The sequence below is a fragment of the Neiella marina genome (genome assembly GCF_002165625.1).
Classification (GTDB): domain Bacteria; phylum Pseudomonadota; class Gammaproteobacteria; order Enterobacterales; family Neiellaceae; genus Neiella; species Neiella marina.
The window spans coordinates 15,877-28,641 of record NZ_NGNS01000005.1; the positions used below are offsets into that span (position 1 = coordinate 15,877).

General features: G+C 48.1%; 10 protein-coding genes. 2 read left to right on the forward strand and 8 right to left on the reverse strand.

All coding sequences use genetic code 11. The annotated features are described in order from the left end of the window. Positions 1-41: 41 nt before the first annotated feature. The 4 genes from CBE68_RS05990 to CBE68_RS06005 all read right to left on the reverse strand — a co-directional run bounded on the left by CBE68_RS05990 (position 42) and on the right by CBE68_RS06005 (position 4,880). Positions 42-929, reverse strand: a complete 888-nt coding sequence (locus CBE68_RS05990; RefSeq protein ID WP_087505168.1) for a MaoC/PaaZ C-terminal domain-containing protein — start codon at positions 927-929, stop codon at positions 42-44. Positions 930-1,031: 102 nt separating this feature from the next. Further along, positions 1,032-1,505: a methyltransferase family protein gene (locus CBE68_RS05995; RefSeq protein ID WP_087505169.1), complete on the reverse strand. Its 474-nt coding sequence runs from the start codon at positions 1,503-1,505 to the stop codon at positions 1,032-1,034. Then, positions 1,492-3,636, reverse strand: coding sequence for a phosphate acetyltransferase (gene pta / locus CBE68_RS06000; RefSeq protein ID WP_229744682.1), 2,145 nt, complete (start codon positions 3,634-3,636; stop codon positions 1,492-1,494). The genes CBE68_RS05995 and pta overlap by 14 nt, the downstream gene beginning before the upstream one ends. A 47-nt stretch (positions 3,637-3,683) precedes the next feature. Then, complete coding sequence (locus CBE68_RS06005) at positions 3,684-4,880, reverse strand: acetate kinase (RefSeq protein WP_087505171.1); 1,197 nt, start codon at positions 4,878-4,880, stop codon at positions 3,684-3,686. 303 nt (positions 4,881-5,183) lie between these two features. Here CBE68_RS06005 and yfbV point away from each other — a divergent pair, with 303 nt between their 5' ends. Further along, positions 5,184-5,624 carry a terminus macrodomain insulation protein YfbV gene (gene yfbV / locus CBE68_RS06010; RefSeq protein WP_158100507.1) on the forward strand — a complete coding sequence of 147 codons (441 nt, stop codon included), beginning with the start codon at positions 5,184-5,186 and terminating at the stop codon, positions 5,622-5,624. Between the two features lie 3 nt (positions 5,625-5,627). Here the strand turns inward: yfbV and CBE68_RS06015 are convergent, their stop codons facing one another. The 3 genes from CBE68_RS06015 to pflB all read right to left on the reverse strand — a co-directional run bounded on the left by CBE68_RS06015 (position 5,628) and on the right by pflB (position 9,378). Further along, positions 5,628-6,266 (reverse strand): energy-coupling factor ABC transporter permease, encoded by a 639-nt coding sequence (locus CBE68_RS06015; RefSeq protein WP_087505173.1) that lies wholly within the window; start codon positions 6,264-6,266, stop codon positions 5,628-5,630. Next, a complete protein-coding gene (gene pflA, locus CBE68_RS06020; RefSeq protein WP_087505174.1) occupies positions 6,266-7,006 on the reverse strand; it encodes a pyruvate formate lyase 1-activating protein in 741 nt (246 codons plus the stop codon). Before pflA ends, CBE68_RS06015 begins: the two co-directional genes overlap by 1 nt. Positions 7,007-7,086: 80 nt before the next feature. Further along, entirely contained in the window at positions 7,087-9,378 is a 2,292-nt protein-coding gene (gene pflB / locus CBE68_RS06025; protein ID WP_087505175.1) for a formate C-acetyltransferase, read from the reverse strand. 900 nt (positions 9,379-10,278) lie between these two features. Between pflB and CBE68_RS06030 the strand changes: the two genes are divergently transcribed. After that, positions 10,279-11,802 carry a DUF3360 family protein gene (locus CBE68_RS06030; protein WP_087505176.1) on the forward strand — a complete coding sequence of 508 codons (1,524 nt, stop codon included), beginning with the start codon at positions 10,279-10,281 and terminating at the stop codon, positions 11,800-11,802. Between the two features lie 67 nt (positions 11,803-11,869). Here CBE68_RS06030 and xthA read toward each other — a convergent pair whose 3' ends face one another. Next, on the reverse strand, positions 11,870-12,688 hold the full coding sequence (xthA, locus tag CBE68_RS06035; protein WP_087505177.1) for an exodeoxyribonuclease III: 819 nt from the start codon (positions 12,686-12,688) through the stop codon (positions 11,870-11,872). Between the last annotated feature and the right edge of the window lie 77 nt (positions 12,689-12,765).

The window sequence follows — 12,765 nt, forward strand, 5'->3', positions numbered from 1 at the left end:
CCAACATTTGGGGCCTTTTTTATCCTTGCGCTAGCATCATGCTAGAGCTGATAGCTACCAAGCATCAGCAAGCGACCATTCTCATCTTCCAATCGCAGTGGCACTTGCTGCTGGTTAGCGGCCGTCGAGTCCAGTTGATGCAATAGGGTGTTGACGCCGCCGGGAAGCTTCAGTGGCGCGGTGAATCTTGCGTCGATATCACGAATGTTGGCTTGAAGGTTGTTTTGTAACACTTCAATACTCCGAATGAAAGTGCCCATGCCGTGAAGTACTCGAGTGCCAAATGGCGACATTTTCCCTACCCAACGGCTCCAATGAATCGGGTTAAAGTCGCCGCTTAACAAGGCGAAATCACGGCCGTCATGATCATTGGAGCTCCAGTGGCCAATGACACTATATGATGCCTGTGTTTCTGGAAGCTTGTTGCGTCGCTTACTGGCGATGCTGAGCGGAAACAAGGTTTGCACTTGCAATTCAGCAGCGAGCTCATCGTCATAATAAATACTGATGGTTTGGCTCACCCGCGCTTTGCCTGGAACTTCCCGAACTGATGTCACGCTGACCTTAGCCATCACGGGGGTTTCCCAAGGCACCGGCTTGATGACTGTCATTCGGCAGCCTTGATTGATTACTTTGCTCAGGCGATAGCGCGATTGCGCAAGCTGTTTGATACACAAAGGCATCGCTAATTGAAAGAATATATGTGTGGGAATGCTGGCGCTATATCGTCCTTTATCGCAGCCTGCCCATTCCATGTAGTGGCTAATAAGGCGTTCGCTGGGCGTTGCTAGTTCAGCCGTTATGTCGGCAAACGAATCGGGGTTTTCACTCGCGATAGTAAAAGGAACTAGTTCTCTGCCGATAACACCGGCAAAGGATTTCAACATGGGCCCTTGCTCTAAGAGCAAACTAACAGGTACTCGTTCCATGATGTACTCGATAATCAGTTAACAGAGAGATCGGCAAACTAACGGCCGACCGTTAATTATACAGGAAAATGAACGTTTAATTGCAACCGGCGGATACTGGAATTATAGCCAGCGTCGCGTTTGCTGAGTGTATGAACTGAATTGAGAGCCAAACTGGGCTCGCAAGGCTCGTTCTTCCGGAACAATTTGGAAGCGGGTCATGTACAGCACAAACAGACCACTGATGATAACTCCAAGCGGTTGCAACCACCACGCGGACCAGCCAAGCAAGGCGATCAACATACCTAGGTACATGGGGTTGCGCGAGTATCGGTAGATTCCAGAGGTGACCAGTTGAGAAGCTTGTTCTGGTAGCAAAGGATTTACCGTTGTTTGGTGATGACGAAACTGCCAAACGCCACTGACAGCGATGGTAAAACCTAGAATGGCGCCAGTTATCGCCAGCGTTGACCACAGTGGCCAATGGGGGAAAGAAAGAGTCGATGCCGGACTCAAAACAATGAGGCCGGCAGCAATGGCCACCTGCAACACAGGTGGCAACTTGAGTTCAAGCCAACCAAGCTTAGGCTTTGGCACTGGCTTCCATTTGAGTCGACTGAATTGCTGTCAAAGCGATGGTGTAGACAATGTCTTCAACCAGTGCGCCGCGCGACAGGTCATTTACCGGCTTGTTAAGACCTTGCAGCATTGGACCAATACTGATGAGGTCGGCTGAACGTTGTACTGCTTTGTAGGTGGTGTTGCCGGTATTCAAATCAGGGAAAATGAATACGGTTGCTTTACCTGCTACCGGGCTATTTGGCGCTTTACTTGCGGCGACATTTTCCATGACGGCGGCATCATACTGCAGCGGACCATCGATAATTAGGTCTGGACGACGCTCTTGTGCAATTCGCGTTGCTTCGCGCACTTTATCGACGTCGGAGCCTGAGCCACTAGTACCGGTTGAGTAGCTGATCATTGCTACTTTCGGATCAATACCAAAGGCAATCGCCGATTCCGCTGACTGGATGGCAATTTCCGCCAGTTGTTCAGCATTTGGATCCGGGTTAATCGCACAGTCGCCATAAACCAATACTTGATCCGGCAGCAACATGAAGAAGATTGATGACACCAACGACGAACTTGGCGCCGTTTTAATCAATTGCAAGGCAGGACGAATGGTATTGGCCGTCGTATTCACTGCGCCAGAAACCAGACCATCGACGTCGCCCATTTGCAACATCATGGTGCCTAGAACGACGGTGTCTTCTAAGTGTTCACGAGCAACCACTTCTTCCAAGCCTTTGTGCTTACGCAACTCGACCATAGGGGCCACGTAGCTTTCCAAAACCGCCATTGGATCGAGAATTTCAACACTTGGTGGTAACACCACACCCTGTTGTTCCGCAACGCGATTGATTTCAGCAGGGCTACCCAACAGTACCGGGCGAGCAATGCCTCGCTCTGCACAGATAGCGGCGGCACGGATGGTGCGCGGCTCATCACCTTCAGGCAATACAATGCGTTTGTTGGCGCGACGAGCAAGTTCGGTCAACTCATAACGGAACGCTGGTGGCGATAGTTTACGAGAGCCCTCTACGCCGTCCATTAACTCCATCAGCCAGTTATTGTGAATGTACTGTGCTGCGTGTTCTTGAACTAAGTGCAGACGTTGGGCATCGTCAATTGGCAACTCAAGGTTGAAGTTCTGCAAACTCAACGATGTTTGCCAAGTGTTAGTGTTGATCATCATCACTGGCAAGCCGCTGTCGAATGCTTGCTTACACAAATCCATGACGTATGGATTTGTTTCATATCCGCCGGTTAGGAGCAACGCGCCGATTTCTACGCCGTTCATTGCAGCCAAACATGCTGCAACGACGACATCGTAGCGGTCTGCTGAGCTGACTAACAAAGAGCCGGGTTTAAAGTGCTCAACCATATTGGGAATACTGCGAGCACAGAAAGTCACGCTGCGCAGGCGACGAGTGTCTGCATGGCCTTTGTTCAAGTACTTGGCATCGAGGTGTTCAGCCAAATCAGAGACACGCGGCGCGATCAGATCAAAGTTCCATGGAATACAACCTAATAGCGGTACTTTGGAGCGACTGAACGCTGATTTGATTTTGTCGATGTTTGCCGACAGTGTCGCTTCGTGCTCATCGAACATTTCTGATAGGTCAGGGCGGTTACGGCCCAACTCATCAACTGGCGCGCCAACTTTGTTGACAATAACACCCAGCAAGCGTTTGTTTTTACTGCCGCCGAGGTTGTTGTAAGTGATCTCTACGCGCTCTTTCAAGTCTTTCGCTTTGTCACCACCAGGAATAGTGACAAAGACGATATCAGCGTTCAGCGCTGTTGCTATTTCAAAGTTCAGGCGTGTTGCATAGGTGTGGCGGCGAGTCGGCACTAGGCCTTCGACGATAACCACTTCACCTTCAGAACAATCGCGTTGGTAGCGTTCAACAATGTCTTCGAGCAGGATGTCTTTTTTGTCACCACTGACCAAACCTTCAGCCATTTCCAAAGGAATGGAGTCGATGACCGGAATGCCGGTCGCATTGGATACGATACGGGTCGATAACTCAGGCCCTTCATAACCAGGACGAGGCTGGCCTACAGGCTTGAAAAATGAGCTGGATAAACCCAAACGCTGGAATGCGTGTAGCAAACCAAGGCTGATGGTGGTTAGACCAACGCCTTCGCCGATTGGGATCAGCATAATGGTACGTTGCACGGTTATATACCTCTAAATATTGTTCTTCTTGTTTAAACGCCAGCCAAACGAGCGCTGTCCTGAGCGATAATCCACTCTTCATTGGTTGGAATAACCAAAGCTTTAAAATTACTGTCTGCGGTAGTAATGCAGCCCTCGTTACCGAAACGAGCGTCAAGGTTACCTTGTTCATCCAGTTTCAAACCGAATACACTCAAGCGTTCAATGACTTCCTTGCGGGTATTGGCTGAATTCTCGCCGATGCCGCCGGTAAATACGATCGCATCAATGCGTGGCAGGGCCGCAGCATAAGCGGCAATTTGCTTCGCTAAGCGGTAACACATGACGCTATGAGCTCGGATTGATTCAGGCTTACCTTGTTCCATACCTTCTTCGATGAAGCGGCAGTCACTTGATTGTTCGCTTAAACCTAATAGGCCACTTTGCTTATGAACCATAGTGTTCACTTCATCAAGTGAATAACCCAATTTGTCGACCAAGTGGAAGATGATTGCGGGATCGAAATCGCCAGAACGAGTCCCCATCACCACACCTTCCAGTGGAGTCATCCCCATAGAGGTGTCAACCGACTTGCCATCTTTAACCGCACAGATTGAAGAGCCGTTACCTAGGTGAGCAACGATAACGTTGGTTTCGGCAACGTCTTGGCCCAGCATTTCAGCAGCTTTTCGGCTCACGTATAAGTGACTAGTACCATGCATACCGTAGCGACGAACACCGTGCTGCTTATATAGCTTGTATGGCAAAGCATAAAGGTAGGCATTTTCTGGCATCGTTTGGTGGAACGCTGTGTCGAATACCGCAGTTTGTGGTAACGACGGGAAAGCCGCTTGCGCTGCGCGAATACCAATTAAGTGGGCCGGGTTGTGCAGTGGTGCCAGAGTGGCACAATCTTCAATGCCTTTAACAACCTCTGGCGTAATCAAAGCTGAAGCGGTGAAGTTTTCACCTCCGTGAACAACACGGTGACCGACAGCAACAATCTGATCATTGAAGCCTTCGTCTTGAATCAGTTTTACCAAGCGCTCGAGCGCTTCGCGGTGAGCGGCACCTGCACCTAAATCTTCCTGAATTTTTTCACCATTCAGTTTCCAAATAATGCGGGCTTCAAGAAGACTCAAGCATTCAGCTAAGCCGCTTAAGTGCTCATCACCATTTTGTGAGTCAATCAGGGCGAATTTTAGGGAAGAGCTGCCGCAGTTAAGAACCAGAACGAGCTTGCTTTGCATGGCGAAACGTATCCTTTTGTACAATGTAGGAGGTAATAGAAGATGCCGCTAAAAGTTGTGTAAAGAGTAGCCAAAACTGGCCTCTTTTACCCGAAAGAAGTCATTTAGAGGATCAGGTTGTAATTTTGTAATTTTTTTACCGATTTTTCCATGTTTAAGACTTAATCTATATCAATTTTTGTTGGAAACTTTCATTTTCTTCGAGTGTCGAAGATCTCAACTCATGGAAAACTCGTAAACCAACCTTGAAATCGCTCGAACTGAACGCTATTTATGAAGGGTAGACGGGTAAATGGTGATGGCATGAAATTTACGCAAGTATTTGTTGATGGACAGGACTATATGCGGGCATGGCCAATGCGCGCGGAGTTGGCTGTACTGATGCCGGAGAACCGAATTATTGACCTGACTCGCAAAGCACAGGTTTGGATCCCTTTGTTTGCGGTATTGACCGTGTCGTTGCCCATTGGTCTGGGGTTGCCTGAGATGGTGCCATCCGCCATTGCCTCCGCGTTATTGATGTTGAGCTTACCGCTGCAAGGATTGTTTTGGCTCGGAAAACGCTCGCAAGCACCATTACCACCTGGACTCCGTAGTTGGTATCGAGACCTACACCAATCAATGGCCGAGCAAGGCTGTCAGCAAGTTCCGAAAGTGGCTAGCACACCAAAGTTTTATGACTTAGCAGTGACTCTCAAACACGCATTTGAAAAGCTCGAGCAATTTATCCAGTCTGACCGTTAAGGTTCAGTGTCGTAAATAATCCCAATCGTTGAAGGTATATACATAACTCGGCTTGTATACCACCAGTAGCGTGATGAGCATGCCATTGAGTAACGCCTCAGGGAATAACATCAGCGGCAGCATGGTGATTAGGTAATGATCGATTTGTTGCGGCTCAAATTGCTCCGTCAGTCCCAGCCAACCAGCTTGCAATAAGATACTCAAGGTAATCGCCAATGCCGCAGCAAGGAAACTATTGACGAAAATAAAGACGAATAAATGGCGTGGCAAGTATTTACGGCTTACTAGCAACAGGCCATAGCTCAATGCAATGGCTGGCAGAATTTGCACCAGCCACATTCGCGGTAGTACCGACCATTCAATTAAGCCAACTGTCGCGAGCAACAATAAGGCACCGCTCGTTGCCCAGCATGACAAGCGAAACCCCAATATCAGTGACACTGACGTCACCAGCAGAAAGTGCAGCGATAAGCCTTTAATGAGTTCTATGTCGAGCTGCCATAACACAGCAAGTAATGCCAAGCTGACGGCAAAGGCTTTGGATGAAAAAGGCGACGTCACTAAGCGTCGCCAACATTGCTTTGGCTGGAGCAACCCGAGCAATATGCCCCAACCGATTGCGCCAACCAAGCTCCAAATCATTAGTAGATTACGGGTAGGTCGTAGGATTTGAAGATCGCTTGAATGGTCTCCATGGTTTCCTTGCTCGGTGGATGAACCTCATTCAGCTCATATTTCTCGCCCATGGCTTCCCACTTGTGCTTACCCAGCTCATGATAGGGCAGTAATTCGACTCGCTCGATGTTTTTCATTGGCTGCAGAAATTTAGCTAATTCATGTGCCGATGCTTCATCGTCGGTGTAGCCGCCGACAACGACGTAACGCACCCAAGTTGGTTGATTACGTTCTTGCAGACGTAAGGCAAACTCTTTGCTGTGGCGGTTACTCACTTTGGTCAAATCGATGTGTTTAGCGTCGTCCATCTGCTTGATATCAAGCATCACCAAATCACTGACATCCAGCAGGTGCTCAATTTTTTCGCTGTGGTGGCGAACAAAGCCATTGGTATCAAGGCAAGTATGAATGCCTTCGGCCTGGCAAGCTTTAAACAATTCAGTGACAAATTCAGCCTGAAGCGTTGCTTCGCCACCAGAGGCTGTAATACCACCGCCAGAAGCTTCAATGAAGTGTCGATAGCTGAGCATGTCGCTCATCAGGTCTTCGACGGTTTTTTCATTGCCGCCATCGACATCCCAAGTGTCGCGGTTGTGGCAATATTTGCAGCGCATTAGGCAGCCCTGCATAAAAACGATGTAGCGAATACCCGGGCCATCAACTGTGCCGCAGGTTTCGACGGAATGAACGCGTCCGGTAATGCTCATATAATTTTGATTTCTTGTAAGGAAAAAAAAGGCCTTGCAGATTGCAAGGCCTAGTGTAGCTGAGCTTTAGCTCAGATGCATTAGAACGATGTTGTAAACGTACGAGAGATTACGTCGTTCTGCTGCTCTTTAGTCAGCGAGTTGAAACGCACCGCGTAACCAGAAACACGAATGGTCAACTGCGGATACTTGTCTGGGTTTTCCATCGCATCGAGCAGCATTTCACGGTTCATGACGTTCACGTTGAGGTGCTGACCACCTTCAATCGCTGGCGTGTGGTGGAAGTAACCATCCATCAAACCGGCCAAGTTTTTCTTACGAATTTCTTCTTCTTTACCCAGTGCGTTAGGCACGATAGAGAAGGTGTAAGAAATACCATCTTTAGCATATGCAAATGGCAGTTTCGCAACTGACGTCAACGACGCTACAGCACCTTTTTCGTCACGACCGTGCATTGGGTTTGCACCTGGCGCAAATGGCGCACCTGCTTCACGACCATCTGGTGTGGTACCAGTTTTCTTACCATAAACCACGTTAGAGGTGATGGTTAGAACTGACTGAGTTGGAACCGCATCGCGATAGGTAGAAAGTTTCTGAATCTTCTTCATGAAGCTTTCAACCAGCTCACAAGCAATGCTGTCTACACGATCATCGTTGTTACCATATTTAGGGAAGTCGCCTTCGATTTCGAAGTCAACAGCAATGCCGTCTTCGTCACGAACTGGCTTCACTTTGGCGTATTTAATCGCAGACAGTGAGTCAGCAGTGATCGACAGACCGGCAATACCACAAGCCATGGTGCGGCGTACGTCGCGGTCGTGCAGTGCCATCAACGCAGCTTCGTACGAGTACTTGTCGTGCATGAAGTGGATGCAGTTCAAGGCAGCAACGTATTGCTTTGCCAGCCAATCCATGAAGGTGTCCAAACGAGCAACAACGTCATCGTAGTTCAAGTACTCATCAGTCACTTTGTCAGAAACTGGGCCCACTTGGATTTTCAGTTTCTCATCAACACCGCCGTTGATTGCGTAAAGCAGTGTTTTCGCCAAGTTGGCTCGAGCGCCGAAGAACTGCATGTGCTTACCAATAACCATTGGGCTCACACAACAAGCGATACCATAATCGTCAGACTCGAAGTCATCACGCATTAGGTCGTCGTTCTCGTACTGCACAGAGCTGGTATCGATAGATACTTTGGCACAGAAACGCTTGAAGTTATCTGGCAAGTTCTCTGACCAAAGAATGGTCATGTTTGGCTCTGGGCTTGGGCCCATGGTGTACAGGGTGTTCATGAAACGGAAGCTGGTACGAGATACCAAGGTACGACCGTCTAAGCCCATACCGGCCAAAGACTCGGTTGCCCAGATTGGGTCACCAGAGAACAACTCATCGTATTCTGGAGTACGTAGGAAGCGAACCATACGCAACTTCATGACGAAGTGGTCGATCATTTCCTGCGCTTGAGCTTCAGTGATCTTGCCAGCAGCAATATCACGCTCGATGTACACATCAAGGAATGTAGAAGTACGGCCCAAAGACATAGCGGCGCCGTTTTGGCTTTTAACCGCAGCTAGGTAGCCGAAGTAAGTCCACTGAATCGCTTCTTGCGCTGATGTTGCTGGCGCACTGATATCAAAACCGTAGCTAGCCGCCATTTGCTTCATTTGGCCGAGTGCACGGTGTTGCTCAGAAATTTCTTCACGTAGACGAATTGCACGCTCAAGAGCGGCTGCGTCTGGTGCATTGTACATCGCATCTTCGAGTGACTTGTGCTGACGTACTTTGTCTTTCATCAGGAAGTCGATACCGTAAAGCGCAACGCGACGGTAGTCACCAATGATACGGCCACGGCCGTAAGCATCAGGCAGGCCAGTAATAACGCCAGACTTACGACAGTTACGAATGTCGCCAGTGTAAACGTCAAATACGCCTTGGTTGTGAGTCTTACGGTACTCAGAGAATACTTTGTTGACCATTGGGTCGAGTTCTTTGCCATAAACGGCACAGCTTTGCTCAACCATGCGGATACCACCGTTACAGATGATGCCACGCTTCAAAGGCGCATCAGTCTGCAGACCAACGATAGTTTCTAAATCTTTATTAATGTAGCCAGCATCGTGAGAAGTGATGGTTGAAGGCAGATCGGTATCGAAGTCAACAGGCGCATGAGTCGAGTTCTCTTGCTTGATGCCTTCCATAACCTTGTCCCACAACTGAGTCGTGGCTTCAGTTGCGCCAGCTAGGAAGCTTTCGTCGCCTTCATATGGGCTGTAGTTTTTTTGGATAAAATCGCGAACATTTACTTCATTTTTCCAGTCGCCAGGTTGAAAACCTTCCCAAGCGCTGGCAAATGTTTCGGTTTGATCAGCCATTACTATTTACCTTGTGATTTGAAATATGTCAGTCGCAGATGCGATTGCAGCATACGACACGAATACCTGATAGCGGGCGGATTACGACCGCCTTTCGACACGCCACCTTATTCAGCTTCAATCAGAACTGTTACTGCTGAAAGTGATGATAATTCTAGCAGCCCATCTGAAGGATGGTTTTATGATTTCCAGCTATATTGGTTTTACTTCCAACTTAACCAGCTATAATTATTGGTCTATTTGGTTAAAAACATATTAAATATCAGTTATTTGCTGATATTGGTGGCACTGTGCCTTTTGTGTGGCATCAAGGTATCGAAATGTGCCTTGAGAATGATTGATCTGGATCAGATTTCAATACTTCTTGTAAAAAAATTACATAATTTTCTGTCAACTTAAAAACCATGAAAAGATCGCGGCTATATAAGCATTTCAGCAGCAAATATTTGGCTTGATGTAATTAAATTTCGTCATTCTTTCAGGTGTAACATAAGTTTAACAACTAGTTTACGTCGGATTTACAGCGGCTGATTTTCAGTTTTAAGTCAGCATAGTAACCAGTAAATTGCTTTTATTGTTTTGTAATCTATTGTTTTTATGTAACAATTTGAGTGTTAGTGAAATCTGTAAATGGCTTGGTTGTTGGTTGTAATTGATTTTCATCAATGAAATTAATTTCCATTGTCCATATGGTGTGCGCGTTTGACGCTTTCAGCACCTCAATATTGCTCGCCGGGCCACCAAAACAGGGTGAGGGTATTTCGCTGATGCGAGCAAAAAATCAGATCTTAGTTAGACTGATTACACGTCATTCATTGTAAAGAATTATTTAGCCGTCAAAGTAGTTTGGCACCGCCCGACTGCTTTACTACTCATTCGAGCAACAACAAGCGAAACCTTATGGAACAGCAAGAAAACAAAAGCTACCAGGAGCTGCACAAGCCTGCTAGTGAATTTGAAAGTCGCTCTGACTATCTCGATCATGAATTGCAAATCATGCAGCCAAAGCGTTGGGGGATTAACTTACCCTTCCGCGATTTCCGCTTTGAGTGGGAAGACTTAGTTCCTGCAATTGCCGGTACGATCGGCATTATCGCCATGTATTCAGCGGTGATGATGGCTTGGGCTGATGGCTTGTCGGCCAAGTGGGAACATATTCAGTTAGGCAAAGATTTCGCAATTGAAGTTGCCCGTGTCGAAATGTTGATCCCTGCATTACTGTTCTGTGTGTTGGCATCGGGGGTATTCAACCCCAGAGCGAACTTGGCCGGTAACCACGGGCCAATGATTCCACTGATTGGCGCTATTGCTTTGGCCGGTGCACACCCGTTAGCGCTGGCTATTTTGCTCGGTATCTTTGGTTTGCTGCTGAGTTACTTTAAAGGTGGCTCGAAACTCGTCAATCTCACCAGTGAAGGGGTCGCCGGCGGTTTGTTGGTGTTCCTAGGGTTCACTGGTGCCATGAGCATGATTGGCAACATTCAAGATTGGGCTGTTGGTCTTGAGAGTGCTGAAGCCGGTGTTGCCGCAGGCGAGATGGGATATGTGGGCTTAGTTGTGCTCGGTGTCACTGTGATTTTGTATGCCGTGCTGGCGCGTTTGGGTAAACGCTGGTTAGCCATCCCCGCTTGTGCCATTACTGGTCTACTGATTGCCTTGGCATTTGGTGCCGGTTTCGATTTGCGCTTTGAAACCGAAATGGGTCTGCCAAATTTGAATCCAATGTATTGGTGGGGCAGCACTGAGCAAGGCTGGATGCTGGGCTTGCCGACGGTTTCACACTTCATCGCATCACTGCCATTTGCTTTGTTGGCCGTCGCCATGTGGTCACCTGACTTCCTCGGTCACCGTATTTTCCAAGAGTTAAACTACCCGAAAAACTCTGAGCGCGTATTGATGGATGTTGATGACACCATGACGGCTTGCTCGTTCCGTCAAATGGTTGGTACCGCCGTTGGTGGTGGTAACATCACCTCGTCTTGGGGTACATACATGATCCCTGCAGCTATCGCCAAGCGCCCGATTCCTGCTGGTGCGATTTTGCTTGGTTTACTGACCATGATTGTTGCTGTGCTCGGCTTCCCAATGGACGTTGCTGTGTGGCCGCCAGTAATGCGCGTTGCGCTGTTGGTTGGTGTGTTCTTGCCGCTGTTGGAAGCGGGTATGCAAATGATCCGCAATGAAAAAGATGCACAAGCCGCAGGTATCTGCGTGTTTGCTGCTGCAGTAACCAACCCAGTTCTGGCGTGGGCATTGACTATGCTGTTGGACAATAACGGTTGGATTGGTGATAAAGAGCGTCCGAAGAAACTATCTAAGCTCGACCGTTTAGTGATTCCAGGTTCAGTACTGTTGATTTGTTTGGCAGCAATGCTTGCTGTTGGTATGTTGGAACCTAAGTACGCGATTCCAGCGTTACTATAAAAAAAATCACTTTTCAATGATTCAGAACAGGGCTCTTCGGAGCCCTGTTTGTTATTTTGACTCTCAACTAAAAACGAAACGTACTCCAGACCGGCGCATGATCTGATGGTTTGTCGATGCCTCTGAGTTCGTAATCAACGTCACTTTCAACGCAGCGTGCTTGCATTGAGGCGCTGGTCAGTAGTAAATCGATTCGCAGTCCCCGGTTGTCATCAAAGCCACGGGAGCGATAATCAAACCAGCTGAATCGTTCATTTTCATCGGGATGCAGTGCCCGAAACGAATCTGTGAGGCCAAAGCCTTGTAAAGTGGCTAGCCATTCGCGCTCCTCTGGCAAGAAACTACATTTGCCTGTTTTGAGCCAGCGTTTAGCATTATTCTCTCCAATACCGATGTCGGAATCGGTTGGAGAAATGTTCATGTCGCCAATGAGCACTAAGTCTTGCTCTGGAGTGCAGTGTTGCTCCAAGTACGTTTGCAAATCTTGGTAAAACTGGCGTTTGTAAGGAAATTTAACCGGATGATCGCGATTTTCGCCTTGCGGGTAGTATCCGTTCATCACTTTTATCGTATTACCATTGGGGAGCGGCACCGTCACCGTGATCATTCGCCGTTGTGCGTCGTCTGGATCGGTTGGAAAGCCTTTCTCAACGCTCAATGGCTCAGCTTTGGTTAGCATCGCAACGCCGTAGTGGGCTTTTTGGCCGTGAAAAGCAACGTGATAGCCCATGGCTTCAACTGCTTCGAGCGGAAACGCATCGTCATGCACTTTGATTTCTTGCAGTCCGATAACGTCGGGACTGTGTTTGTCAATCAGCGCTTGCAGTTGGTGAAGGCGAGCGCGGAGGCCATTAATATTAAAAGAAACGATTTTAAAGTCGGTCATAGAATCTTCGGTTACCGGGTGTCATAAGCGCTGATTGTCGCAAACGCCCTGCAACCAAACAAGTACCTACATTTTCA

Bases quoted from the DNA above. Each gene is read 5' to 3' on its own strand.
- CBE68_RS05990 (WP_087505168.1), bottom strand. From the start codon at position 929: ATGGAACGAGTACCTGTTAGTTTGCTCTTAGAGCAAGGGCCCATGTTG.
- pta (WP_229744682.1), bottom strand. From the start codon at position 3,636: ATGCTGATCCCAATCGGCGAAGGCGTTGGTCTAACCACCATCAGCCTT.
- CBE68_RS06005 (WP_087505171.1), bottom strand. From the start codon at position 4,880: ATGCAAAGCAAGCTCGTTCTGGTTCTTAACTGCGGCAGCTCTTCCCTA.
- yfbV (WP_158100507.1), top strand. From the start codon at position 5,184: ATGAAATTTACGCAAGTATTTGTTGATGGACAGGACTATATGCGGGCA.
- CBE68_RS06015 (WP_087505173.1), bottom strand. From the start codon at position 6,266: ATGATTTGGAGCTTGGTTGGCGCAATCGGTTGGGGCATATTGCTCGGG.
- pflA (WP_087505174.1), bottom strand. From the start codon at position 7,006: ATGAGCATTACCGGACGCGTTCATTCCGTCGAAACCTGCGGCACAGTT.
- pflB (WP_087505175.1), bottom strand. From the start codon at position 9,378: ATGGCTGATCAAACCGAAACATTTGCCAGCGCTTGGGAAGGTTTTCAA.
- CBE68_RS06030 (WP_087505176.1), top strand. From the start codon at position 10,279: ATGGAACAGCAAGAAAACAAAAGCTACCAGGAGCTGCACAAGCCTGCT.
- xthA (WP_087505177.1), bottom strand. From the start codon at position 12,688: ATGACCGACTTTAAAATCGTTTCTTTTAATATTAATGGCCTCCGCGCT.